A 25,197-nucleotide genomic window follows, 5' to 3' on the forward strand; every position below is an offset into this window, starting at 1 on the left:
CGGTAGATGCCGGACAGGTCGGGGCCCCGCCCCTCGCGACGGGTTGATCAGTCCTGCGCCACGTTCGCCGCGGTCACGTTCTCGATCACGCGGCCGAGTTTGGTCTTGGCCCGGGTCAGGTCCTGGATGCGTGCGGCGATGCGGTCGCGTTCGATGATGAGCTGGTCGAGCATGGCGGGGGTCGCGACGCCGGTACTCACGCAAGGCAGGAGTTCGACGACGGTACGGCTGGAGAGGCCGGCCGCGAAGAGGTCCTGGATGAGCTGGACCCGCTCCAGGGCTTCGTCGGGATAGTCACGCTGCCCGCCGGCCGTCCGCGCCGATTCCAGGAGCCGCTGTTCCTCGTAGTAGCGCAGGGCCCGCACGCTGACCCCTGACCGCCTGGCGAGCTGTCCGATGCGCATGACGCAGGTCACTCCCTTCCCGCTCGTACCTCACGTTGACGTCAGGTTCAGGCTAGCAATGCCGGCTCCGGGGGCAGCCCTGGGGGCCGATCGAACCGTTGCCGGCGCCGAGATTGATCATGACCCGGTGGCGGACCCGAGGGCGTTCACGCGGTTCACGTACGCACGGCAGTCCTCGCGCCGCGCCGGGATCCCCGAGCCCGCCCGAGGGCACATGGGTGTCGACCGTGACGGGCGGCGTGATTCCTCGTAGTGGCGCAGGCCTCCACGCTCACCCCTGCCCGCTCGGCAACCTCACCCATCCGCGCCTGCCCTCCTCCTCCGGTCGGGCGGCAGTTGCGGCTTGCACCTCACGTCAACGTCAGGTTCTAGAGTGACGAGCGTCGGATGAACACGTCATTCCGGCCCGTCAAAGTAAGGCAGACCATCATGCGCGCAGCCCGGTTCCACGAATACGGCGGAGCGGAGAGCCTGGTGATCGAGCAGGCCCCCGACCCCCACCCCGGACCCGGTGAGATCCGTGTCCGCGTCGCGGCGGCCGGCGTCAATCCCATCGACTGGAAGCTGCGCGCCGGCGCCCTGCACCAGCTGATTCCCCTGGAACTGCCCGCCATTCCCGGGCGCGACGGCGCCGGTGTGGTCGACGAGATCGGCGACGGGGTGCAGGGGGTGAGCATCGGCGACCGTGTCTTCGGACTGGGCGGTGTCACCGGGGCGACCGCGGAGCTGCTCATCCTCTCGGCCTGGGCGCACACCCCCGCCACGTGGAGCGACGAGCAGGCCGCTGGTGCCGGTCTCGCGTCAGTGACCGCGATGGGTGGACTGAACGCGCTCGGCTCCCTCACGGGGCGCACCCTTCTCATCGAGGGCGCCGCCGGAGGCGTGGGCAGCGCGGCGGTCGAGATCGCGGCAGCGCAAGGTGCCACCGTGATCGGGACAGCCAGTGAACGCAATCACGAGTTCCTCACCTCTCTCGGCGCCGTTCCCACCACCTACGGCCCCGGCCTCGCACAGCGCCTCACCACCCTCGCTCCGCACGGCGTCGACATCGTGCTCGACACCGCGGCCTCCGGATCCCTGGACGACCTCGTCGCGATCGCGGGCGACCCGAAGCGCGTCGCGACGGTCGCCGACCACGTGGGCGGCCAGCGCCTGGGCACGCATGTGGTCAACGCGGAGAACGATTCCACTCTCCTGTCCGCGGCGGCGGAACTGGGCGGGCAAGGCCGCTACACACCCCGTATCGAACAGGCCTACCCACTGGAGCGGATCGCCGACGCCCACGCGCACGCCGAGCGCGGACGCACCCGAGGAAAGATCGTGATCTGCATCTGAACAGGCCGATCTGTATCTGAACAGGCCCACGAGGTAGGTAACTCGCAACGTGCGGGCCAGCGTGGCGAGCGTGCCCTCGATCGGTACCGGCGAGCGGGCGGTCCGGAGCGGGCCGATCTCCACGGCGCCTCGTCAAGCAGGCCGCCCCCACTCGGCCACCGCACGTGGCACATGAGCCCTCGTCCACGGGGCACTAGCCTCAACCAGCTTCAGCAACCCGGTGAGAGGGGTTCGGATACAGGTTCTAACCGTTCACCGCACCGCGCACCTTCCGCCAGTGGTGTGAGGAGCACCGCGCTGACTTCAACTGACACCGCACGAACGGTGAAGTGCCGTGCATGTGCACGCGCGGCGACGCCCTGCTCTCACGGTTACGGGTCTGCCGCGTGGACGCCTGTGTCTACGCGGCAGACCCGTAATGGTGCTCATGATCACGCAGGAGCGATCGCGAAACTGTGAAGCCTGGAGGACATGTGACGAAGTCCGACAAAGAGACCATGGAAATCCTTGAGGCGTATGACCTGACCGGGACCGTCTGGTCAGCGGCGACCTTGGCGAGACACGACCCGTAGACGGTGTAGCGGTACGTCGAAGCCCGTGCCAGCAGGTGCAATCCCTATGAACGAGAGCCGCGGCCGAAGATGATCGACACGTTCCTGGAGAAGGTCGAGGAATGGGTTGAGCAGTCGAAGGCAACGATCCGCGCCGATGTGGTCCACGAGAAGTTAGTGACGATGGGCTACCTGGGCGGCGCACGCTCGACGAGGCGGGCGGTGAACTCGGCGAAGATGGCGTGGAAGGCGGGCAAACGCCGTATCTATCAGCCGTGGGTTCCCGAGCCGGGCCGCTGGCTGCTGTTCGACTGGGAGAGGACCCCGCATCGGTGGGCGTCGGACCTGGCTGTTCTGCGCGTGGCTGTCGTGGTCGCGGTTCCGGGTGGTGATCCCGGTCCGGGATTGCACGTTGGGCATACTGGTGGCCTGTCTGGACAGGACCTTGCGCCGGATCGGCGGGTCACCGACTTATACGCTGACCGGCAACGCGAAGACGGTCACCGTCGAGCACATCGCCGGGATCCCAGTGCGGCATCCGCAGATGGTTGCCGCCGGCCGGCATTTCGGCTGTCAAGTGGTCAGTTGCGTGCCGTACGACCCGGAATCAAAGGGCGGCGCGGAGGCAACGGTCCGTATCGCGAAGGCCGACCTGGTGCCCACGGACGCAAACCTCGCCCAGGCCGCGATCGAGGCGGCACGGCAACCTACATCGCCGGCCGGCTCGGAGGCATGGGACAGATGCCGGAGAACCGCCGGGGCAGGCGCAGCGTCCGACGCGGCGGCCCGGGTCGGCGCTCACACGTGTACCAGCAGTCGTCGGAGAAGCCATCATCAACCACGAACGCACCGGTCCGGCATCCGCCGGCAGCTCCTCCGCCATCACCTGCGCCCGCTGTCGGGCTTGACTGGCGACGTGGGCGGCGGCGGGGGTTGCGTAGCGCGGCACGTCGCCGAGATCACCCTCGCCAGCACACTCGTCCGGCTCGATCAATAGACCGGCAAGACGTCCCCCCAGGACGACCGGATACAGTGCCGCGTTGGCAGTCTGGTTACTTGAGGAGGGAAGCGTGACCGACATCAGCGAAGCCCGATCCGCGGACGGTACGGCGCATGCGCCCCAGCAAAGCCTACTGCGCCGCCTGATGCGCTACATCCCTTTGATCGCCCCCGTCCTACTGTGGGCTGTGCCCTGCTGGGTGCTGGTGCACGCCGGCCAGCACTGGCCGCTCCCCGTGGCGCTGGGCGGCACCGTCCTGTTCGTCCTCGGTCTGATCGGTATGCCGCTCGCGATGGTGCGCGGCCACGGCCGACGGCAGCAGGACTGGGCGGCGATCGTCGGGGACACCCTCCTCGGGACCAGCTGGGTACTGTTCACCTGGTCCGTCCTGCTCGGCGCCCTGCTGCGCCCCGCCCTGACCCTGGCCGGCGCGGGCGACGGGGAGAGCCGGGCCCGGATCGTCACCTGGGCGGTCCTCGGCGTTGCCGCCGCGCTGCTCGCCTGGGGGTACGCCGAGGCCCGCCGGGTACCCCGGGTACGCCAACTCGACGTTCAACTGCCGCGTCTGGGGCACGGGTTGGACGGCACGCGCGTCGCCCTCATCACCGACACCCACTACGGCCCGCTCGACCGCGCCCGCTGGTCGGCACGGGTCTGCGAGACGGTCAACACCCTGGAAGCCGACCTCGTCTGCCACACCGGAGACATCGCGGACGGCACGGCCGAACGCCGCCGCGCCCAGGCCGCCCCGCTCGGCACCGTGCGAGCCACTCGGGCCCGCGTCTACGTAACCGGGAACCACGAGTACTACAGCGAGGCCCAGGGCTGGGTCGACCTGATGGACGAGCTGGGCTGGGAGCCGCTGCGCAACCGGCATCTGCTGCTGGAACGCGGCGGCGACACCCTTGTGGTCGCCGGCGTGGATGACGTCACCGCCGAGTCCTCCGGCCTGGCCGGCCACGGCGCCCACCTCGCCGGTGCCCTGAACGGCGCCGACCCCGACCTTCCCGTCCTGCTCCTGGCCCACCAGCCCAAGTTCGTCGACCGGGCCGCAGCGGGCGGCATCGACCTCCAACTCTCCGGCCACACCCACGGCGGCCAGATCTGGCCCTTCCACCACCTCGTCCGTATCGACCAGCCCGCCCTCGCCGGCCTCAGCCGCCACGGCACCCGCACCCTCCTCTACACCAGCCGCGGCACCGGCTTCTGGGGCCCGCCGTTCCGCATCTTCGCCCCCAGCGAAATCACCCTTCTCGTACTCCGCTCCCCGCAGCGACCCCATACGGCGTAACACGGAGCGGGCCGACAATCCCGCATGCACCGGTTCACCAAAGTCCAAGCCCGCCTCGTCCCCACATGCGCGGCCGCCGCGGGTCGGCCCTCTCTGCCCAGAGCGCATCCCTGACGTCGCAGCACTGTCCGACGCGTCGGCCATGAGACCGCCATGGGGCCGCCGGACAATACAGGCCACGGCGAACCTTCCCGGTCGCTTCGCCACGACGCCGTAAATAGCCTGTGACTGCCGATCGCCGCAGACGGGATGGGACTGTTCCGGCTCGCATCGGTCACGGCTGCCGCTGGTGTACGCGACGCGGATGTCGGCCCTGGGGGTGCGACCCCGGTCATGCTGCGGGAACGGCACCAACGGAGTTGGGGCGACCCGCTCGGTGGGAATGAGAACCGGCGACGGACGGGCTCTGCGGCGCATACCGGCTCGATCAGTCCCGCGCACTGCGTCATAGCCAGCCGTTCCGCGCCGCCTTGATGCCTGCCTCGAAACGGCTACGTGCGTCGAGCCGCTGCATCAGCGTCGACATGTGACGGCGGACGGTGCGCAGCGAGATGCCCAAGCATCTGCCGACCACTTCGTCGGTCAGCCCGGTGCCGAGCAGCCGCAGCACCTCCCTTTCCATTGGCGTGAGTTGGGAGCGGCGGGGACTCGGCGGGACGGCGGTGGCCCAAGCGTGCTCGAAAACGGCGACGAGGGCGGCGACAAAACCGGGCTCAGTGGTGCACAGCGCGCCGCACTCGGGGTCGTCGGGGTCGAGCGGGACGACGGCCACCCGGCGGTCCATGACCAGCAGCCGCGGCGGCAGCGCCGCTGCCGTGCGGACTCCGCCGCCCAGCTCGGTGAGCCAGGCCGCGTAGTCGCTCGCGGCCGGATCGTCGTGCACGCTGTCGTGGAAGAGGGTCGCGACGCGGCCGCCGCGCTCCAGGACGCTCCGGTCCGTTGAGCGGCGCGCATCGAGGCAGTTCTGCGGCTGCGCGGCGACGGGCATCACGGTGAGAAATTCGCTGTGCGTGTCGTGGGACAACACCTCGATCCTGGTGTGGATCACGTCCGCGCCCACGAGGCGCTCCATCGTGGGTGACGGAGCGTATGGCTGCACGCGGCAGTCGGCGAGGGACAGAGCCACGACGGCCTTGCTGACAGCCAACGCCTGTCTTCGCACGGCCAGTTGATCCTCCTGGCGTGCCAGCAGTGCTTCCAGGCCCACTTGTGGCGCCACCGGGCGCAGTGAGCCGTCGACCGCGAGTGAGGGGCGCAGCAGGGTGAGGTCGGCCAGCCGGTCGAGTGCTTCCCGCACGGCTGTCTCCGGCAGATCCAGCTCATGGCACAACTCGGCGACGCCGCTGCCCGGCGTCGTCAGCATGGCCAGGTAGATCCGCTCGTCGATTGTCTTCAGACCCAGCATTTCCAGCACGATGCCTCCAGTCCCGCGTTTCCCGTCAACTACCCCGCGGTACAAGGCGATCCTCACAGACGCCATGTGCCGCCGCAAGGCGGAGCCGCCTGTTCGGGCAGCAGGGCGGGATAGTACCGATTGACCATGAAGGCAGCATGATGACAGGCCATTTGATGCCACTTCAAAACACTTTCCATGCCCGTCTCCGGGCGACAGAATTCTAGGCGCGGCGGGGAGGGAAAGCATGAGTCAAGGTGATACATCGACCACTGTCATTCTTTCTTCCGGGGTTCGCCGCGCCGACGTCCGTCATCCTGGGCAGCGAAGGGTATTGGCGAGTGTGTATCTCATCTGTCTCAGCGTCAGCAGCCTCTGGAGACCAGCTCCCACGAAGGTGGAAGCGCACTCCCTCCAAGACGTGATCTGGGCCCACAGCACTGTCGGCGAAGGGCTTGAGCACATGCGTTCACGGGTCGGCCGCGGATGTATCGAACTTGTCCTGTTCCTGGCTGACTCCGAGGGAACGGAGCCGGTACTGCGCTCACTCGACCTATGTCGCGAGGCAATATCGACCTCGCCGGAATTCCGGCATTGGAGAGTTTCCTTGCTGACCGATGGGATCGGCGAAGACTTCGACTGAGAAGCGGATGGAAGGCCTGATGGGAATTCGTGAATTATCGGCGGAGGGGGTACGGGTATGGGGTCGATTACCAGGACACGCGTCCGGACAGCGGTCGGGGCCGTGACGGTCACTGTGATTCTGGCTTCAGGAGTGGCTTGTACTGCCGGATGGTCGCGGGATTCCGGTGCGGCGGCCGCGCACTCCGTTCGCGAGCCAAAGTCCGCCGACGGCGCCGCACGTGCCACGACACCCGGAATGGTCGGCATACCGGACCCTGCCGAAGGGGCCAACCCGCCGGACGGCGGCACCGCGTCCGCCAATGTCCCGCCGTCCTCGCACCGGTCGGCTGCCGCGGCCCCGTCTGCCGTGGCGCAGATCGCCCCGTCGCAGCTCCCTGCCGCCGCGACGCGCCACTGGCGGCCCATGACGGAATCTCAGACGCTGCAGCTCAAAGGGGCCTTTACCCTCAACGAGTGCGTCTCCGTAGCCGGGGCGACCGGTTGGCGGCAGCAGGGCTTCATCAGCGTCCAGAAGACCCCGGCTGTCCAAGACATTCTGTCCTTCACGACGCCGACAGCAGCGCGGAGCGGGTACCTCAGGCTCCTCGCGGACATGGGCGGTTGCCGACAGCGCACCGATGACTACCAGGCGCGGTACGGCTTGGCACCAGACACGACGGTAAGCCGTACCGCTACTTCACCCGACGCTGCCGCGTGGTCACGGCACTGGACCGGAGTCCAGGGGATCTCAGCGGACGGCATCCAGACCAACCACGTCTACGTCGTGCGCCGCGGCCGAGTTCTCATGCTCCTGCACTTCGACGAGTGGGCGAAGAACGCCGCACCCGCCTACGACACACGCGAGGACCCGGCCGTCCTCAACGCCCTGGCAGCCGGTCTGCCGACGCGCTGATCCACCTGTTGTCCCCCTGCCCGTCGCCGGCCCGGCCCTGCACGCGTCCGTCCATCCACGCCCGAACCGAAACCACTTGGAGATCCTGCATGTCCATCAGTCGTCCTCTCGTCATGCGGTGCGTCACCGGCCTGCTGGCAGCCGGCCTTCCCGCGGTCGTACTCGCACCGACCCCCGCCCAGGCCGCATCCGGTCAGGGCGGAACCATCACCCGGAGTGAGATCATCGCCCGCGCCCAGACCTGGGTAGATCAGAAGGTGCCGTACAGCCAGAGCGCCACCCACGACGACCCGCAAGGGACGCCGTACCGCGAAGACTGCTCGGGTTACATCTCGATGGCCTGGCACACGTCCGCCGACGGGCTCGGCTCCTACACGACCGAGACCCTGCCCAATGTCTCGACGGCGATCAACAGATCGAACGCCCAGGCAGGAGATGCCCTGAACGACCGCGCCAACGGACACGTGGTGCTGTTCGGCGGCTGGCAGGACAAGTCGGCCAACACGTTCACCTACTACGCGGAAAGCAACCCTGATGTCGTCACCAACAAGTACACCGGTGACTTCGACGCCTCGACGCTGGCGGGCTGGCCGACCGGTAACTATCAAGCGCTGAAGTACAACAAGACCGTCGAGGACGTCACGTTGAACTTCTCGCAGACGACGTCGGCGGATTTCAACGGTGACCATCAGGCGGACATCATCGCCCGCGACACCGCGGGGAACCTGAAGATGTGGACCCACAACCCGGGCGGCTACTTCAATGCCGCCAAACAAGTCACCGCGGGCTGGAACTTCACCCAGACCGCGGCCGGCGATTTCACCGGGGACGGCAAGGCCGACATCATCGCCCGCGACACATCAGGAAACCTTAAAATGTGGGCGGGCAACGGCAACGGAACCTTCGGCGCCGCCCGACAAGTGACAGCGGGATGGAACTTCACACAGACCTCCGTCGCAGACTTCGACGGCAACGGCAAAACCGACATCATCGCCCGCGACAGCGCGGGAAACCTGAAGATCTGGGCCGGCCACGGCGACGGCACCTTCGGCGCAGCCGCCCAACTCTCCACCGACTGGAACTTCACCCAGACCACCGCCGCAGACTTCAACGGCGACCACCAAGCCGACATCATCGCCCGTGACAGCGCGGGAAACCTCAAAATGTGGACCCACAATCCCGGCGGCTACTTCAACGCCGCCAAACAAATCACCGCAGGCTGGAACTTCACCCAGACCTCCGTCGCAGACTACGACGGCAACGGAAAAGCCGACATCATCGCCCGCGACGACTCCACCGGAAACCTCTACATCTGGGCCGGACACGGCGACACCACCTTCGGCGCCGCCACCAAACTCACCTCCGGCTGGTAACCACCGCATGAGAGGAATTCCGATGCGGCACAACCTCCACCAGAGACGAGTCGGAGTCGTAGTCGCCGCCATCTGCGCCGTGGCGGCCGGCACGCTGTCCGCCACACCGGTGCCCGCACAGGGCGCCGAAGCCCATGGCAGCCTGCGCGCCGCCTTCGACAACGTAGCCGTCCGCGACGAGGGGTCGGTCGTGTCGCGGACGGCTGGCTTCGACGGTGCGGGCAACACCTTCCTGGCGGCCGACCTGAACCGGGCCGGCTGGCACCGCGGAGTGACGGCTACGGTCAACGGCACGACATATACCCGGGCGGACGTGCCGCCCGGCGCCCCCGACAACGTCGTCTCCGATGGCCAGACCGTTGCGGTCAAAGGCTCAGGAGATGCCCTCGGCTTTCTCGCGGCGGCGTCCAACGGACCCGTTTCGGCGAAGGGTACGGTCACGTACACCGACGGGACCACCTCCCGCTACACCCTCGCAGTGAACGACTGGTCGGGGCCGGCCGACGCCAGCACCGCTGTCGCGGTACCTCAGCGCCTCAGCGCGGTTGGACAGCAGATCGGTCCGGGACGGCTCTCGGCTGTCACCGTGCCACTCGACCGCGGCAAGACCGTCGCGTCCGTCACGCTGCCGAGGAAGGCCAGTACCTCCGGCGCCTCGCTGCATGTCTTCGACATAGCCGTACGTGCCGCCGAGGCCGCCCCGAACGGGCAATTCTGGACCGGAAGTTGGGCGACGTCGTTCGGCTCGGCGCCGACCGTGCCGCAGTCGCCCGACTGGAGTCGGCAGACGCTGCGGATGGCCGTGCGGCCCAATACCACCGGCAGCACCGCCCGGTTCCGGTTCGCCAACACGTTCAGCTCGAGCCCCGTGGCCCTCGGGCACGTGACGGTGGCCACGCAGCAGAGCGGCGCGACCCCGGCGCTGCCGCCGGTATCGCTGACGTTCAGCGGCGCCCGGAACGCCACCCTTGCAGCCGGGGCCGAGGTCTACAGCGATCCGGTCGCGTATCCGGTCGCCGCCGGCAAGACCCTGTTGGTCAGCGTGTACCTTCCCGGACCGGTGAAAACGGCACCCACGCATTCGCACGCGCTCAGCACGTCCTACACCAGCGCCCGCCTGGCCGGGGACCACACTGCTGACACCGGAGCGACGGCCTTTCCCGGCACTTTCAGGTTCTGGACGTTCCTCAACGGGATCGACGTCGCCACCACGAGTGACATCGGCACGACAGTCACGCTGGGCGATTCGCAGACCGACGGCGCGCACTCGACACTGGACGCCAACAGGCGCTGGCCGGACCTCTATGCACAGGATGTGAACCGCGAGGGCCAGGTGACCGGAGTCGTCAACGCGGGGCTGTCGGGCAACCGGCTGCTGACCGACCGTGCCGACCAGTCGGGGCCGAGCGCACAGACACGGCTGGAGCGCGACGTCTTCGCCCAGGCCGGTGTTCGAACCCTCGTGCTCTACGAAGGTGTCAACGACATCGCGCTCGACAACGCATCGGCGGCCGCCGTGGAGCAGGGCATCCGCAGCATCGCGGCGCGGGCGCGGGCCCGTGGAATCCGCGTCGTGGCCGCGACCATCCCGCCGTTCGGCGGCTACTCCGGTTACAGCGATGCCAAAGACACCGTCCGGCAGCAGGTCAACGCCTACATCAGGGCGTCTTCGGACGTGGACGGCCGGACCGATTTCGATCTGGCGACCCGGGATCCGGACATGCCGGGTCAACTGCGCGCCGACTACTTCACCGTCGGCGACGACCACCTGCACTTCAACGACGCCGGCTCGCAGAAGCTCGCTGACACGCTGGCAATGGGCTCGGGCGGCCCCTCGGTGAATATGTCGCAGACGGCCGGCGCGGACTTCAACGGTGACGGACGGGCTGACATCATCGCCCGCGATGACTCCACCGGCGAGCTGCGAATGTGGCTGCGCCGCGCGGACGGCACGTTCGCCGGCGCCGTGACGGTTACCGGTGGATGGCGTCCGTTCAGCCAGACCGCGGCCGGCGATTTCACCGGGGACGGCAAGGCCGACATCATCGCCCGCGACAACGCGGGAAACCTGAAAATGTGGGCGGGCAACGGCAACGGAACCTTCGGCACGGCCCGACAAGTAACAGCGGGATGGAACTTCACACAGACCTCCGCCGCAGACTTCGACGGCAACGGCAAAACCGACATCATCGCCCGCGACAACGCGGGAAACCTGAAGATCTGGGCCGGACACGGCGACGGCACCTTCGGCGCAGCCGCCCAACTCTCCACCGACTGGAACTTCACCCAGACAACCGCCGCAGACTTCAACGGCGACCACCAAGCCGACATCATCGCCCGCGACACCGCGGGAAACCTCAAAATGTGGACCCACAACCCGGGCGGCTACTTCAACGCCGCCAAACAAATCACCGCAGGCTGGAACTTCACCCAGACCTCCGTCGCAGACTACGACGGCAACGGAAAAGCCGACATCATCGCCCGCGACGACTCCACCGGAAACCTCTACATCTGGGCCGGACACGGCGACACCACCTTCGGCGCCGCCACCAAACTCACCTCCGGCTGGTAACCACCGCAATCCGCAGGAGCATCCCACCCGGCCTGCGGGCGCGGAGCGGGATGCTCGTGCCGGTGGGCGTGGAGGGACAGTCTGAGCGCGGACGCCTCCTGTCGGCCGCCGCCCGTGCGGGCGCCACCGGACGCTGTCGGGGATCTTGGTCGGGCGCCTTCTGGCAGATCATCGAGCTGAACGGACGGTCCTCGCGGGGGTACCGCGCCGGGTTTGAATTCGGTGGTCGGTTTCCTGACCTTCCTGGCGTCGGTGTTCGTGCAGGCGGCCTTCACCGGACATTGCCGACAGCCGTCCGGGGCGAACTCGACCTTGCCGTACGGCACGAGGGAGGGCGGTGTCGACCACCGGCAGCTCACCTTGCACGCGGGCCGGTGACCTTCGTCGCGTGCCAGTCGAAGCAAGGCATCGCGGTGGAAGGCGGCGCCACCTTGTGCGGCCGGCAGCCTCTTCGCGTGAGGCAATCCATGTATGAAGCGTTTCAGAACTTGACCCTCTGCACATCAAGCGGATCGCATACACCTGCGTTATTCGGTGAGTTGAACCTGACGTAGCCGTTGACGCTGCTCACAGCAGCCACCTAAGGTCTCGTGAAACGTTTCATACTTGGCGCCGCGCTTACACGGCACGGGAAGCGGCCCCGGCCCACCACGGTCCCTGCCCCGGAAACAAGCAGCCTGCGAAAGGCTCCCCCCATGCTCCTACGCAGCACCCGCGCCACACACAGGCGAGCGCCGGCACCCTTGTGTGCCGCTGCGCTCCTGACGGTGGCGCTGCTCACCGGCAGCGCCCATCCCGCGATCGCGGCCGGTGGGCTCCACCTTCAAGGCGTCACCGTCGACGGACGCACCGATCCGTCGGCCGTCGAGGCCGAACACCCGCTGCTGGGCTGGAAGCTGACCAGTGGGGAGCGCAACGCGACACAGTCCGCCTACCAGGTCCTGGTAGCGAGCAGCCCGGCTGAACTGGCGCGCGGGCACGGCAGTGCGTGGGACAGCGGCAGGCGTCGTTCGAGCGAGTCGGTCGCTGTGGAGTACGGCGGCAAACCGCTTGCCCCTGGTGCGCGTTACTACTGGACGGTCCGTGTCTGGGACGGGCGCGGCAGGCCGTCCCCGTGGAGCGCACCCGCGCACTGGGATGCGGCGCTGCGCACGGCCGGTGACTGGCACGGCGCGCAGTGGATCACCCCGTCCGAGGACAAGGCGGAAGCCCCGCTGCTGCGCAAGGACTTCCGCGTCGCCGACAAGAAGGTCGCCAGGGCCCGCGCCTATGTGGCCGGTCTCGGCCTCCATGAACTGCGGCTGAACGGGGCGAAGGTGGGTGATCACGTTCTCGCCCCGGCCAACACCCCCTATGAACGGCGAGTGTTGTACGACACCTACGACGTGACCCGGCAGCTGCGGGGCGGCGCCAACTCCGTGGGGCTGTGGCTCGGGAACGGGTACGGCGAGAACTTCAGCCCGTACGGCTTTCGCTGGACCGGCAAGCGGCAGGCGGTCATGCTGCTCGACGTCACGTACGCCGACGGCAGCCACAGCCGGCTGACGACCGATCCGACCTGGAAGTGGTCCACCGGTCCGGTCACCGCCGACGACCTCTACGACGGCGAGTCCTACGATGCCCGCGAGGAGCAGCAGGGCTGGGACCGGCCCGGCTTCGACGACGGTGCGTGGCAGTCCGTCACCGGCGCGGACGCCCCCAAGGGGGAACTGCGCGCGAGCACCATGCCCGCGGTCAAGGTGGCGGACACCCTGCATCCGCTGAAGGTGACCCAGCCCCGGCCGGGCACCTATGTCTACGATTTCGGGCAGAACATCGCCGGCTGGGCCCGACTGCGGGCCGAGGGCGCCGCGGGCACCCGTATCTCGATGCGGACCGCGGAGGAACTCGGGGCCGACGGTCTGCTCGACACCGCGACCAACCGGGACGCCGCCGCCACGGACACCTTCACGCTCGCCGGCACGGGAGAGCCGGAGACGTACGAGCCGCGCTTCACCTACCACGGCTTCCGGTATCTGGAGGTCACCGGCTCCCCCGGGCGTCCGGCGAAGGGTGCCGTGCAGGCGCGTGTCGTGCACGCCGACGTGCCGTCGACCGGCAGCTTCAGTTCGTCCAGCGACATGCTCAACAGCATCTGGCGCAACAACCGCTGGAGCATCATCAACAACTCCATGAGCACACCCACGGACACCCCGGTCCGCGACGAGCGCACCCCACCGGCCATGGACGTCCAGGCCTACGGGGACGCGGCCGTGCGTGAGTTCGGGATGGGGAGCTTCTACGCGAAGTACCTACAGGACATGCCGCCGGGCACGGCCCTGCCCTCCGACGACGTCAAGGCGCAGTACCCGGACATGGCCGGCGGCCAGGTGGTCCTGGCCTGGACGGTGTACGAGCAGTACGGCGACCGGGACGCGCTGGAGACGGCGTACCCGGACATGAAGCGCTTCGTCGACCGCAACGCCGCGGAGGCACCCGGGCTCATCTGGCCCGAGGACAAGGGCTTCGGTGACTGGTGTCCGCCTGACCACGGGCCCGAGTCGAACGGCGGGATGGGCAGTCCCGGCGCGGGCGACTGCACCAGCGAGGTGTCCCTGGTCAACACCGCCTTGTCGTACCGGCAGGCCGAGGTGACCGCGCAGGCCGCCGACGCGCTGGGGCACTCCGAGGAAGCCCGCCACTTCGAGGAGCTGGCCGCTCACATCAAGGAGTCGTTCAACGCGCGCTTCCTCAACGAGGCCGGCGATACCTACGGCAGCGGACGGCAGGTGACCAGCATCCTGCCGCTCGCCTTCGGAATGGTGCCCGATGCGCGCGAGAAGGCCGTCGGTGACCAGCTGGTGCGGACCATCACGGAGAAGGACGACAGCCATCTGGACACCGGTATCTTCGGCACCCGCCACCTGATGGACGCCCTGGACCGCATCGGCCGCACCGACCTCGCGATGAACATGCTCCAGCAGCGCGACTACCCGGGCTTCGGCTTCCAGCTCGCCCACGGCGCCACGGCCAGCTGGGAGCAGTGGCTCTACGACTCCGCCATGGAAACGCACGACCACGCGATGTTCGCCGGGGTCAACACCTCGCTCTACACCGTTCTCGCCGGCATCAGGCCCGCGACGGCCGGCTACGGCGAGATCACCGTCGCGCCCACGGCGCCCGCCTCCCTCGACCGCGTCTCCGCCGCGCTGGAGACCGTGCGCGGGCGCGTCGCCAGCGCGTGGCAGCGGTCCGGGGGTTCGCTGCGGCTGACGGTCACGATTCCGGCCAACAGCCATGCGGTGGTCCACGTTCCGGTGACCGCGCGGCACGACCGGGTCGAGGCGCCGCAGGGAGCCGAGCGCATCCGGGGCACGGACCGGTCCGCCGCCTACCGGGTCGGCTCGGGCGTGTGGACGTTCACCGTGCGCTGACCGTCACTTCCGGCCGCAGGGCGGCACCCCGCCGGGTGCCGCCCCGTGGTCCGTACCCCCAACCGAGCATCCCGGCCGGCCCGGCTGCCGGCCTGTCCCGGACCAGCCGGTAGCCGACCGCCGTGCCGGCGATGATCGTCAGCGCAGGCGGCAGGCCACAGCGAGAGGGCACCGGAGCTCCTCGCGGGGCAGGCTTGCCCTGGCCCGGTCGATGTTGACGGGCGGACGGAGAGCTTGACCCAAGGCCCACGGGCTGCGCGGCGGCGACAAATCTTTCCCGGTCGTTCAACGCACGTGGCAGGGTCTGCGTATCCCCTGATGAACACGTCGTCTCCGGGAATGGAAAGCACCATGGCAGAGTGGCGCCGAATTGGATGCGGGTAGCCGTGACGATGAGCGGCAGTCCTCTGCGGTGGTTTCGTGGGCGATCCGAGGCGAAAGTCCCGGAGCCCGCCGGAATGCGGACCGAGCGTGAGGTGCAGGCTGCCTACGACCTCTACGGCGGCGAGCTCTTCGGGTTTGCCTTCAAAGCGCTGGATGACCGGCAACTCGCCGAGGACGTGGTGCAGGAGACATTCGTCCGTGCCTGGCGGTCACCCCGTGGCTTCGAACCGGATCAGGGCAGCTTGCGCACATGGTTGTTCGCCATCGCCCGGAACAGCGTGGTGGACGCCATGCGGCGGCGCAAGGTCCGGGAAGGACCCGGTTCTTCGTCATGGGACGCGGTGTCCGAGTCCGCCCCGGCGTTCGACGCCGTGGATCAGCTGCTTGACCGGATTCAGCTGGGTGAGGCATTGGAGCGGTTGAGTCCGCAGCACCGGGAGGCAGTGGTGGAGGTGTACTTCGGCGGTCGTACCTGCGCCGAACTGGGTGAGGAGTCGGGCGTTCCGGCGTCCACCATGCGCAGTCGCCTGCACTACGGTGTGCGGTCGCTGAGGCTCATCCTGGAGGAGAACGGGTGGCTGGCACCATGAACGACGAATGCTTCCCCTTCCGACCGCTCCTCACCGAGCACCTGCTGCTCGGTACGCCGCTTCCGGAGGAACTGTCCCGGCATCTCGGGCAGTGCCCGGACTGCGCCCGCGAGGCCTCCGAGACCGATGACGTGGTCCGAACGCTCCGGCGGGCGAACCCGCTCGCGGGCTGGGCCCACCCACGACCGCCGGAACTGCCCGCGCGGCCGCCGAGGGGGCTCGGTGACCGGATCCGCCTGGACATCGGCCGGGAGAAGTCCGCCGGGCCCAGGCGCGGGCGCCGCATCGCCCTGGGTGCCGCCGCAGCCTTCATGACGGCGGCGGCGGTGATCATCCCGCTCACGGCAGAACAGGATCAGACACCTGCCACATCCGTGGCGCTGGTCCGCCAGGGCCAGATGATCAATCATCCGTGGGGCACCGAGGTCCCCGTGGCCCTGTCCGGGCTCCGGGATGGAGTGACCTACCGGGTGATGACGGTCAACGCGGCCGGTACACGTCTTCCCGGTGGCAGTGTGCGGTCCTCGAACGGCGAACCGGTCGCCATCCGCATGGTGACCGCCATGCGCCGGGACACCATCACCGCCCTGATCGTGGAGGACGAGGAAGGGCGCGTCGTGACCCGCGTTCCCGTGTCAACGCGATTCCCATCGGCCTGACGGCCGAAACCAACACTTCCTGCCGCTGAATTTCATGGGCGATCAGGCGATCCGCCGTGCCCAAAACATCAAGACAATGGAGTAGAGAATGCTTTCTGCACATCGTGCTGCCTGGATGCTGGTCGCCACGCTGGGGGCGGGAGCCGGAGGGGTCGCCGCAATGTCGATGGCGCAGGCCAGTCCCGTATCCGCCGACCGGGCCGCCACAGTCAAGGCCGCCGGGGTCGCACGGCAGCACCCGATTCCGATCTCTGGCCGGGATCGCCTCTACACAGCCGATCAGACGTCCAACACGGTGTCGGTCATCGATCCTTCCACGAACAGGACGCTGGGCACGATCGCGCTGGGCGACCAGCGGGTGGGCAGTACCTTCAGCCCGCAGTACCTCGGGGACTCCGGAGTGCACGGTCTTGCGATCTCGCCGGATCACCGGCGACTGGCCGTGGTGAGCGTTACGAGCAACACCGTCGACCTCATCGATACGAGGACCAACAAGGTCGTCAGCACCACCGATGTCGGCCGCGCCGCCCACGAGGGCAGTTTCACCGCCGACGGCAAGCAGTTCTGGGTCGCGAACCGGGGCCGGGACACCATTTCGGTCGTCGACGCCGTGCACGGCGGTGTCATCGCCAACCTCCGCGTCGGCGAGGGCCCGTCGAAGGTGGTCATGAGCCCCGACGGCCGGACAGCGTACGTCAACCACATCAGCAAGGCCGAGGTCACCGCGGTCGACGTGCGCTCCCACAGGGTCAAGCACCGCATCACCGGGCTCGGCGCCACGTTCTCATCCGACCAGGCGATCTCGCCCGACGGCACGCGGCTGTGGGTCTCCCACAAGAGCGACGGCAAGATCTCCGTGGTGGACCTGGTCCACAACAAGGTCGTCACCGTCCTGAACACCGGGCCCGACACCAACCACCCGCAGTTCGCCGACACCCCGTCCGGAAAGTACGTCTACCTGACCATGGGGGGACTGGACGAAACCTGGGTCTACCGGCGCACGAGCGGTGCCCCCACCCTGGTCACCAAGATCAAGAACCATGGGCACGCACCGCACGGCGCCTGGGCCAGCGGCGACGGCTCCCGCATGTACATCGGCTTGCAGAAATCCGATGCGGTGGACGTCATCGACACCGCCTCCAACAAGGTGATCGACACCATCAAGACAGGACAGGAGCCACAGGCCCTGGTCTACGCCCCGCGTGCCACCACCGCGGGCAGCACCCCCAACCTCGGCCGCCAAGGGCTCGGCCAGCAGGCCCACAACATTCGCACCACCCTGCCCGACGGCAGCGCCGGTGACACCCTCGACCCGGTCAGGGGCCGCACCCTGGAGGCCACCATCCGCCCGGTGAGCGGGCTCGACATGATCGAACTGCAGGCACGTGCGCTCAAGCCGAACACCGTCTACCAGGCGTACTCCGTGGCCGCCGACGGCAAGAAGACCCCCGTGCGCTCCTTCCCCACCGACGCGAACGGCAACACGCCCGGGGCACTCGCCTTCGACGCCTTCGACGGCGAGAGCATCTCCATCCAGGTCAAGGGCCAGGCGACCCCGGTGCAGAAGGCGGCGTTCGCCGCCCAGGGCAGCATGCACGGCCACGCGGTGAAGACCGCCGACCTCCTGTTCTGCGACTGCTGCTGACCCCGATATCCAGCTGAGAGGACATTCCCATGCCCCGCCGCAACCGACGGCACGTCTCCCCTTTGACCACCATCGCCCTCAGTGCGGCGGGAGCGGTCCTGTTCTCCGCCGGGTCTGCCGCAGCGCATGTCCGCGTCATCGGCGACGTCATCCCCGGAAAGCCTGCGACACTCCAGTTCCGAGTCCCCAGCGAGCTGGCCGACGCCAGGACGGTGCGTATCGCCGTCGCCATCCCGTCAGGCCTTGCGGTCACCGCTGTGCCGGCACTCGACGGATGGGCCGTAAAGAACGTCGCCGAGACCGAGGGCCAGGGCACCCGGCTGATCTGGACGGCAAAACCCGGACACGGGGTCGAGCCCGCCGACAGCCAGATCTTCAAGGTGAGGGTCGGACCCATCCCTGATCAGTACTCCCTCAGCTTCGACACGGAGCAGACCTACTCCAACGGCACGATCGCCGCCTGGAACCAGAAGCAGACCGGCAGCAAGGAACCGGAGTTCCCCACACCGGTCCTCGTCATCAACCCCGAAGCCGGCCCGTCACCCGAAAACGCTGCCGGCGTCCCGAAGCCTGCCACCGAGGAAACCGCCGGCCCGCCATCCGTCGCGGCGAAACCCGCTGACGCGGCCGCCGGCGAGGACGAGGTGCCGTCCATCAGCCTGCCGTTGGCGATCGGGGCGGGAATCGCCGCGATCGGCGCGGCAGCCGCCATCTGGGCACAGCGGCGCAGAACGCGTGTGTCGGGTTCTTGACGGCCGCCTCCGTGGCCTGTCCGTGAAGACGCGGTCCCCGCCCGGGACGTCAGTGTTCCCGAGGCGCTCCCCGAAGAATGCGCGGGCGTCTCCTCGTCCTCGCCGCCGGCCGCCGTGGCCACTGCTCGCTTCCACCAGTCCAAGGGCCCTGTGGATCGACGCGCCGCGCTACGCATTGTCCGCGCCGATCGACCGGACCGCTTCCGCCGACACCCTGCACCACTCGGGTGCAGCGGTCCACGGCGGTTGTACCTCGTCGGACACGACTGCTCACGGGCATGGCATTGAGTAGCACGCACGTGCGACTTGTTGCCTGACCTGCGGCGCTTCCGGGCGGCCGAGGGGAGCGTCTCGGCGCACGCCGGCCGCATGGATCCGCCTCCGGACCTCGCGCTCGCGCGGTCGGCGGTCGGCGGTCGGCGGTCGGCGGTCGGCGGTCGGCGGTCGGCGGTCGGCGGTCGGCGGTCGGCGACGTGAGAGTGGTCAAAGGTCACCGGGCGGACCGACGTTTCCACCCGGTGACCTTCACGGCCCCTGGCTGGGGAGACAGCACCGACGCGGCCGGCGTGGAGCTGTCCAACGAGCTGTGGGGCAGGATCGCGCTGACTGAGATGGTCGTGCACGGCTGGGACCTGGCCGTAGCCACCGGCCAGCCCTTCGAACTGCACCTGTCACGCCGTCGGCGACTCGGGCGGCGCCCGGGACGGAGCCCCGCGCAAGGAGGCCCCTGCCCGGTGCCGGGCGATCGCTCGGCGTGAGTGGCCTGGGCAAGCAGCTCGTGGACCAGTGCATGTGCTGCCTTCATCCGCCCGGCCCGCCGGCCGACGGGCTCCGAGTCGCCCTGCGGGCGCAACAAGCTCAGTCGCCGAGGACCCGCTCCCACAGCAGCCCGTCCCGCCAGCTCCCGTCGAGAAGGATCGAGGAGTGGGCAACGCCGTACGGGGTGAACCCGTTGCGGCGCAGCACCCGCTGCGACGGCAGATTCTCCAGATTGGTGGACGCCTCGGCGCGGTGCAACCCGAGTTCGTCCGTCATCACCCGCAGTGCCAGCCCGACGGCGTGCCCGGCGTGCCCGGCGTGCCCTTGATTCTGGGCGAGACCGGTGATCCAGTATCCGACGGAGCCGCGCCGCAGGTGCGGCTGCGGCAGGATGCCTCCGACGGTGACCTGCCCGATGACCTGGTCGTCGGCGAGGACCACGCCCGGCCAGACCGTGCCGGCCCGGTATCCGACCAGCAGGCCGTCGATCCGCTCCGCCTGGCCCTCCGGGGTGAAGAAGTCGGCCGGCTGGGCCGGTTCCCACGGCCGGAATGCCTCGAAGTCCCGCACGCGATGCGCGGCGATCGGGGCGGCGTCGGTGGGCTCTATCAGGCGGATTCTGGTGCTGCTGCGCATGGGCTGATCCTCGTCGCGGTGCGCCGGATGAGACGGCCAGCCTATGTGCGGGCGCCGGCGCCGCCGCACCCATGGAAGCAGCCTTGGACAGTGCGGCGCCCTCCATGAGCAGAGCGCGTGGCGGTAGCCCGGAGGGCGAGATCAGGGTGCAGCGGTCGACGCACTCGGCGAGTGCGTCGACCACCTCCTCGATCACCTGCCGCATCCACGATCACCATCCGAGAGACGGCCGCGGTGGAAGAAGCTCATGGTCCACGGGACACCGAAGCCGATTGCCGTTCCGCCACACCGCTGCCCTGCGCCCAGCCGCCGACCTGCACAACGACCACAGGACGACAGACAGGAGGTTTCTTGCGTTGTATCAGCAAATAATTTCGTGATGAGCACGCACTATTGCTCAGATGTAACCCCGTCGTTACGATCCCCGCAACGGATTTCCGGCCCGCCACCAACCCAACCAGCCCTGTGGAAGCCGGAGTTGACTGACTCGAAGGAGCGTCCAGATGGGTGTCACACGCCGGACATTTATGCAAGCGGTGATCGCGGTCACTGCGGTGGGCGCGGCAGGGGGCACGCAGACCGCCCTTGCCGGGGCCGCGGTGGCCGCCGGCAGTCCGCCGGGCGATGTGGTGGGAAAGGTCACCGTCGGCTATCAGGGCTGGTTCGCCTGTACCGGTGACGGGGCCCCGATCAACGGCTGGTGGCACTGGACCCAGGACTGGAGCCGGCCGCCGTCCCCGTCGAACACCGGCATCAAGTGCTGGCCCGACATGCGGGAGTACACGCACAGCTACACCACGGCCTACGACAACCTTGGCAACGGGCAGCCCGCGACGCTGTTCTCCTCCCACGACCAGCAGACCGTCGACACCCACTTCCTGTGGATGCGTCAGTACGGCATCGACACCGCCGCGCTGCAACGCTTCAACCCGACCGGCGGCGAGGGCCCGACCCGCGACGCGATGGCCGTCAAGGTCCGGTCCGCCGCCGAGTCGTCCAGCGTGAAGTTCTACGTGATGTACGACGTCAGCGGCTGGACCGGCATGCAGTCGGAGATCAAGGCCGACTGGACGAACAAGATGAAGGCGCACACGGCCTCACCGCAGTACGCCACCCAGAACGGACAGCCCGTGGTGTGCATCTGGGGTTTCGGCTTCAACGACGCCAACCATCCGTTCTCCGCCGAAGCCTGCCTGGATGTCATCAACTGGTTCAAGGCGCAGGGCTGTTATGTCATCGGCGGGGTGCCACGCGAATGGCGCACGGGCGGCGCGGGAACGCGTACCGGGTACACGGACGTCTATCACGCCTTCCATATGATCTCCCCGTGGATGATCGGCGCGATCGGCAACGCGGGCGACTCCGACAACGCCTATTCCACCTACACGGTCGGCGACGAGGCGGACTGCGCCGCGCACAACATCGACTACCAGCCGTGCGTGCTGCCCGGCGACGTTTCCGGCCGCCAGCGAGCGCACGGCGACTTCATGTGGCGGCAGTTCTACAACATGTGCCGGGCCGGGGTGCAGGGCATCTACATATCGATGTTCGACGAGTACAACGAGGGCAACCAGATAGCCAAGACGGTCGAGACCCAGGCCTCGGTACCCACCGGGTCGGGCTTCCTGGCACTGGACGAGGACGGCACGGCCTGCTCGTCCGACTACTACCTGAGACTGACCGGCGACGGCGGCCGGATGCTCAAGGGCGAGATCGCCCTCACCTCGGTCCGACCCACCCCGCCGACGACCTCGGGCGGATCCGACACGACCGCGCCCACGTCGCCGACGAACCTGCACGTCACCGACCGCACGAGCAACTCGGTGACGCTGACCTGGAATGCGGCGACGGACAACATCGGCGTCACCGGCTACCGGGTGCTGCGAGTGGATGGCTCGGCCGGCACCCAAGTGGGCACCGTCACCGGCACGTCGTTCACCGTCACCGGTCTCGCGCCGTCCACCGGGTACACCTTCCACGTGGTCGCGCTCGACGCGGCCGGCGGCGTCTCGCAGCCGTCGAACCAGGTCACCGCCACGACCGGCACGGCCGGGGGCGCCACTGACCTGGCCCTGCACCGGCCGACCACGGAGAGCGGCCACACCCAGGGCTACGGCTCCGGCAACGCCGTGGACGATGACCCGGACAGCTACTGGGAGTCGGCGAACAGCGCCTTCCCGCAGTGGATCCAGGTAGATCTGGGCTCCGCGACCGCCGTCCGGCGGATCGTACTCACGCTGCCACCGTCCAGCGCCTGGGGCGCCCGCACCCAGACGGTCTCGGTACAAGGGGGCACCGACGGCGGCTCGGGCCAGGTGCTCGCCGCGTCGGACCACAGGTTCGACCCGGCGAGCGGCAACACCGCCACCCTCACCCTGCCGGCGGACTCCACCCTCCGGTACGTACGGCTGACCTTCACGGCCAACACCGGGTGGCCGGCCGCCCAGATCTCCGGGTTGAAGGTCTACGCGGCCTGAGCCGGCGGCAGCAGGGCCGACGTCGCGGGCGCCTTCCGCGACTCGGCCTTCCGCCACCCGGCCTTCCGCGACTCGGCCTTCCGCGACTCGATCCTCCTGTGGCTCGCTCACGCCGGCCGAACCGGTTCGTGGCCGCGCCGGAATCGGACGCCACCTCCCGGATCGCGGTCCTGGGCGTTCTCAACCGGCTCCGGGTGCGTGGCAGGAGAAGTCGTACGCGGCGAAGTCGGTGACCGGGAAGTATCCGATGCGCTGGTAGAGGGCGTTGCTGGTCGGGTTGGCCGGGTCCGCGAAGAGCACGACGTCCGTCGCGCCTGCGGCCAGCGCGGCCCTGCTCACCTCGGCTGTCAGGGCGCCCGCGTAGCCCCGGCCCCGGAAGCCGGCCGGGGTGTAGACCGGGTCCACCCGGACCATGCCGGCGATCATCGAGGTCACGGCCGCCATGGAGGCGGGGGTGCCGTCCGGGGTCTCCCAGAACGTGAAGTGCCGGTCGGCGAAGCGCGAGCCGGCCCAGGTACGGGCGTCCGCGGCGGGGACTTCCCCGACGTCGGCGCCGAACTCACCGCACAAGCGGATGAGTTGTTCGCGGTCCTGCTCGCCCACGACGCGGCCCCGGCCCGCTGGGCGCGGCTCCGGTGGGGTGAGCGTGCCGAGACGGTGGAGACGCGCCCGCCAGCTGGGCGCCGGCGCTGCACCGGTGTGCCGCTGCCATGCTCCGGCGAACGCGGTAGCGGTGTCCTGGTCCGCGAGGACACCGGTGAGGAGGTGCCCGAGGCGGACCAGGTGAGCGGCGAGGGTGCCGGCCTGCTCAAGGGAGAGGCGGGTGAGGGTCAGGCGGTGGGACGGAGGCCGGTAGAAGATGGCGCGGACCTCGCCCGCTGCCTCCAGTGTGCCGAAGACGGTGGCTTCGGCGCCGTGTCCGGCGGCCCCGTGTGTTCGCAGTCTCTCGATCACTGTCAGCGGGGTGTTGTGCAGGGCGGGGCGCGAGCGGAGGAAGTCTCCGGCTCGGGTGAGGAAGTCATCGAGGTCTTCGGTGAGGTGCCAGCCATCCGGGCGCATGCTTCATGATCCCTGAGTACCTGGCTCTGGGGACCTCTTGCCACAGGGCATTGGTTCGCGCGAGCGCGCGGGCGTGGCCGGCCCCATTGCCTTCCGTGAGACGTGATCGTGGGTCGGCGCCGGCCCGGTTCAGCTTCCGGAGGGCACTGTCAGACACTCGGGCATTGTCAGACCCCCGCCGTACGGTCACACCATGAGCGTCTCTCTGTACTACAGCGCACACCGCGCGGCGCCTTTGACCGAGGTCGAATCGTCCGCGATCGAACGCGTCGTCGCCGCGCACTCGTCGTCGTTCCCGTACGCCGACGAAGAAGGCCTGTACCTGTACGAACCGCCCGACGCCGGATCGGAGGAACGCGTCGGCGGGTCGACCAAGATGCCGTCCGACTTCGACCGGCTGATGCCGGTGCTCACTCATGTCCTGCATTCCGTTTCGGAGTTGCGCAGGGCGCTGCCGGATGCCGAGTGGTCGGTGCACATTGACGATGTCGACATACCGTGGGACGAGGCCGAGGGGTACGACCTGTCCGGAGTAAGTGACGAGGGCGAGGACGGGGACGAGTGAGGACGGGCCAGTCGACGCCGTGGGGCCGGCTGTCCGCTGCGTTGTCTGAGTGCCGGTCACGATGGTGGCCGGCGACGGCGGCGCACGACGCCTCGGCCCCGCAAGGCGGCTCGGGATACGTGACGCCGTCGTGAAGCACTTCGCGGGCTTCGATGCCGCCGGGTTCTGGGACGACTCGGCGCACGCGTTGGAGGAGTACGTGGAGGGGGTGGTCCCGCCCTCGCGTGAGCTGATCGCTTCGTTGGAGGAGGAGCTCGGCGGATACCGTCTGCCGAGCTCGTACCTCGCGCTGATGAACGCGCACAATAGCGGCACTCCGGCCCGGTCCTGCTTCCCCGTGCCCGATCCGGCCTCCTGGGCCGACGACCACATCGAGATCTCGGGTATCCGGGGCGTCGGACGGACCCGGCCGCAGTCACTGGGCGGCGAGTTCGGCAGCCGGTTCTGGATCGAGATGTGGGAGTACCCCGACATCGGTGTCTACTTCGCCGACACGCCCTCTGCCGGGCACGACATGCTGGCCCTTGGAATGCTGATGTCCAACGCGCGCCCGCCGCGCCATTCGCGGATACCGGGCTGAACGGCCGGGGCGGGATTGGCGGAAAGGCGAGCTTGCGAACAACTTCGAGCAGACTGGTCAGTTGATCCGATTACGCCTGGCCGCCCCGCCGCGATCACCCACCCGCCATGCCTGAGCACCTGCCGTACTCCTCCCTAAATCGCCCTTCTGTGGTCGTTCGAGCAGGCCGACGACCGGCGAAGCTACTGACGGGCAGACAAGCAGACGGCAATTTTGCAGGTT

Annotated in this window: 19 protein-coding genes; 15 read left to right on the forward strand and 4 right to left on the reverse strand. The window is 68.6% G+C overall.

Features of this window, described 5'->3' with window-relative positions; all coding sequences use genetic code 11:
* Positions 1-47 precede the first annotated feature (47 nt).
* A complete protein-coding gene (locus ACZ6S6_RS09780) occupies positions 48-404 on the reverse strand; it encodes a MerR family transcriptional regulator (protein WP_267024031.1) in 357 nt (118 codons plus the stop codon).
* A gap of 429 nt (positions 405-833) precedes the next feature.
* Here ACZ6S6_RS09780 and ACZ6S6_RS09785 point away from each other — a divergent pair, with 429 nt between their 5' ends.
* The 3 genes from ACZ6S6_RS09785 to ACZ6S6_RS09795 all read left to right on the forward strand — a co-directional run bounded on the left by ACZ6S6_RS09785 (position 834) and on the right by ACZ6S6_RS09795 (position 4,581).
* Positions 834-1,739 carry an NADP-dependent oxidoreductase gene (locus ACZ6S6_RS09785; RefSeq protein ID WP_469704644.1) on the forward strand — a complete coding sequence of 302 codons (906 nt, stop codon included), beginning with the start codon at positions 834-836 and terminating at the stop codon, positions 1,737-1,739.
* A 963-nt stretch (positions 1,740-2,702) separates the two neighbouring features.
* Complete coding sequence (locus ACZ6S6_RS09790; protein WP_469704645.1) at positions 2,703-3,287, forward strand: hypothetical protein; 585 nt, start codon at positions 2,703-2,705, stop codon at positions 3,285-3,287.
* A gap of 73 nt (positions 3,288-3,360) precedes the next feature.
* Entirely contained in the window at positions 3,361-4,581 is a 1,221-nt protein-coding gene (locus ACZ6S6_RS09795) for a metallophosphoesterase (RefSeq protein WP_469704647.1), read from the forward strand.
* Between the two features lie 445 nt (positions 4,582-5,026).
* Here ACZ6S6_RS09795 and ACZ6S6_RS09800 read toward each other — a convergent pair whose 3' ends face one another.
* A complete protein-coding gene (locus ACZ6S6_RS09800; RefSeq protein ID WP_469704993.1) occupies positions 5,027-5,986 on the reverse strand; it encodes a helix-turn-helix transcriptional regulator in 960 nt (319 codons plus the stop codon).
* A 979-nt stretch (positions 5,987-6,965) separates the two neighbouring features.
* On the opposite strand from ACZ6S6_RS09800, the gene ACZ6S6_RS09805 reads away from it, so the two are divergent.
* The 9 genes from ACZ6S6_RS09805 to ACZ6S6_RS09845 all read left to right on the forward strand — a co-directional run bounded on the left by ACZ6S6_RS09805 (position 6,966) and on the right by ACZ6S6_RS09845 (position 19,657).
* Positions 6,966-7,511, forward strand: coding sequence for a hypothetical protein (locus tag ACZ6S6_RS09805; protein WP_469704648.1), 546 nt, complete (start codon positions 6,966-6,968; stop codon positions 7,509-7,511).
* 113 nt (positions 7,512-7,624) lie between these two features.
* Positions 7,625-8,884, forward strand: a complete 1,260-nt coding sequence (locus ACZ6S6_RS09810) for an FG-GAP repeat domain-containing protein (protein WP_469704649.1) — start codon at positions 7,625-7,627, stop codon at positions 8,882-8,884.
* A 22-nt stretch (positions 8,885-8,906) separates the two neighbouring features.
* The gene (locus tag ACZ6S6_RS09815; protein WP_469704651.1) at positions 8,907-11,456 is read left to right on the forward strand and encodes an FG-GAP-like repeat-containing protein; all 2,550 of its coding nucleotides are present in this window, start codon (positions 8,907-8,909) and stop codon (positions 11,454-11,456) included.
* Between the two features lie 695 nt (positions 11,457-12,151).
* Positions 12,152-14,869: a family 78 glycoside hydrolase catalytic domain gene (locus ACZ6S6_RS09820; RefSeq protein WP_469704653.1), complete on the forward strand. Its 2,718-nt coding sequence runs from the start codon at positions 12,152-12,154 to the stop codon at positions 14,867-14,869.
* Positions 14,870-15,327: 458 nt separating this feature from the next.
* Positions 15,328-15,843 (forward strand): sigma-70 family RNA polymerase sigma factor, encoded by a 516-nt coding sequence (locus ACZ6S6_RS09825; RefSeq protein WP_362955418.1) that lies wholly within the window; start codon positions 15,328-15,330, stop codon positions 15,841-15,843.
* Positions 15,828-16,502, forward strand: a complete 675-nt coding sequence (locus ACZ6S6_RS09830) for a hypothetical protein (RefSeq protein WP_469704655.1) — start codon at positions 15,828-15,830, stop codon at positions 16,500-16,502. Before ACZ6S6_RS09825 ends, ACZ6S6_RS09830 begins: the two co-directional genes overlap by 16 nt.
* Before the next feature lie 88 nt (positions 16,503-16,590).
* The gene (locus tag ACZ6S6_RS09835; RefSeq protein ID WP_469704656.1) at positions 16,591-18,147 is read left to right on the forward strand and encodes a YncE family protein; all 1,557 of its coding nucleotides are present in this window, start codon (positions 16,591-16,593) and stop codon (positions 18,145-18,147) included.
* Between the two features lie 29 nt (positions 18,148-18,176).
* Positions 18,177-18,899 (forward strand): DUF1775 domain-containing protein, encoded by a 723-nt coding sequence (locus ACZ6S6_RS09840; RefSeq protein WP_469704657.1) that lies wholly within the window; start codon positions 18,177-18,179, stop codon positions 18,897-18,899.
* 518 nt (positions 18,900-19,417) lie between these two features.
* The gene (locus ACZ6S6_RS09845) at positions 19,418-19,657 is read left to right on the forward strand and encodes a hypothetical protein (RefSeq protein WP_469704658.1); all 240 of its coding nucleotides are present in this window, start codon (positions 19,418-19,420) and stop codon (positions 19,655-19,657) included.
* Positions 19,658-19,757: 100 nt separating this feature from the next.
* On the opposite strand, the gene ACZ6S6_RS09850 is transcribed toward ACZ6S6_RS09845, so the two are convergent.
* A complete protein-coding gene (locus tag ACZ6S6_RS09850; RefSeq protein ID WP_469704659.1) occupies positions 19,758-20,294 on the reverse strand; it encodes a GNAT family N-acetyltransferase in 537 nt (178 codons plus the stop codon).
* A 503-nt stretch (positions 20,295-20,797) separates the two neighbouring features.
* Between ACZ6S6_RS09850 and ACZ6S6_RS09855 the strand changes: the two genes are divergently transcribed.
* Complete coding sequence (locus ACZ6S6_RS09855; RefSeq protein WP_469704660.1) at positions 20,798-22,771, forward strand: galactose-binding domain-containing protein; 1,974 nt, start codon at positions 20,798-20,800, stop codon at positions 22,769-22,771.
* A 180-nt stretch (positions 22,772-22,951) separates the two neighbouring features.
* Here ACZ6S6_RS09855 and ACZ6S6_RS09860 read toward each other — a convergent pair whose 3' ends face one another.
* On the reverse strand, positions 22,952-23,830 hold the full coding sequence (locus ACZ6S6_RS09860) for a GNAT family N-acetyltransferase (RefSeq protein ID WP_469704661.1): 879 nt from the start codon (positions 23,828-23,830) through the stop codon (positions 22,952-22,954).
* 193 nt (positions 23,831-24,023) lie between these two features.
* Between ACZ6S6_RS09860 and ACZ6S6_RS09865 the strand changes: the two genes are divergently transcribed.
* Positions 24,024-24,395: a hypothetical protein gene (locus tag ACZ6S6_RS09865; protein WP_469704663.1), complete on the forward strand. Its 372-nt coding sequence runs from the start codon at positions 24,024-24,026 to the stop codon at positions 24,393-24,395.
* Positions 24,396-24,444: 49 nt separating this feature from the next.
* Positions 24,445-24,975 (forward strand): SMI1/KNR4 family protein, encoded by a 531-nt coding sequence (locus tag ACZ6S6_RS09870; RefSeq protein ID WP_469704665.1) that lies wholly within the window; start codon positions 24,445-24,447, stop codon positions 24,973-24,975.
* Positions 24,976-25,197: the final 222 nt, after the last annotated feature.

Source organism: Streptomyces sp. NPDC048671 (assembly GCF_055587045.1).

Bases quoted from the DNA above. Each gene is read 5' to 3' on its own strand.
- ACZ6S6_RS09865 (WP_469704663.1), top strand. From the start codon at position 24,024: ATGAGCGTCTCTCTGTACTACAGCGCACACCGCGCGGCGCCTTTGACC.
- ACZ6S6_RS09825 (WP_362955418.1), top strand. From the start codon at position 15,328: ATGCGGACCGAGCGTGAGGTGCAGGCTGCCTACGACCTCTACGGCGGC.
- ACZ6S6_RS09815 (WP_469704651.1), top strand. From the start codon at position 8,907: ATGCGGCACAACCTCCACCAGAGACGAGTCGGAGTCGTAGTCGCCGCC.
- ACZ6S6_RS09810 (WP_469704649.1), top strand. From the start codon at position 7,625: ATGCGGTGCGTCACCGGCCTGCTGGCAGCCGGCCTTCCCGCGGTCGTA.
- ACZ6S6_RS09850 (WP_469704659.1), bottom strand. From the start codon at position 20,294: ATGCGCAGCAGCACCAGAATCCGCCTGATAGAGCCCACCGACGCCGCC.
- ACZ6S6_RS09860 (WP_469704661.1), bottom strand. From the start codon at position 23,830: ATGCGCCCGGATGGCTGGCACCTCACCGAAGACCTCGATGACTTCCTC.
- ACZ6S6_RS09840 (WP_469704657.1), top strand. From the start codon at position 18,177: ATGCCCCGCCGCAACCGACGGCACGTCTCCCCTTTGACCACCATCGCC.
- ACZ6S6_RS09855 (WP_469704660.1), top strand. From the start codon at position 20,798: ATGGGTGTCACACGCCGGACATTTATGCAAGCGGTGATCGCGGTCACT.
- ACZ6S6_RS09800 (WP_469704993.1), bottom strand. From the start codon at position 5,986: ATGCTGGGTCTGAAGACAATCGACGAGCGGATCTACCTGGCCATGCTG.
- ACZ6S6_RS09835 (WP_469704656.1), top strand. From the start codon at position 16,591: ATGCTTTCTGCACATCGTGCTGCCTGGATGCTGGTCGCCACGCTGGGG.
- ACZ6S6_RS09820 (WP_469704653.1), top strand. From the start codon at position 12,152: ATGCTCCTACGCAGCACCCGCGCCACACACAGGCGAGCGCCGGCACCC.
- ACZ6S6_RS09780 (WP_267024031.1), bottom strand. From the start codon at position 404: ATGCGCATCGGACAGCTCGCCAGGCGGTCAGGGGTCAGCGTGCGGGCC.
- ACZ6S6_RS09785 (WP_469704644.1), top strand. From the start codon at position 834: ATGCGCGCAGCCCGGTTCCACGAATACGGCGGAGCGGAGAGCCTGGTG.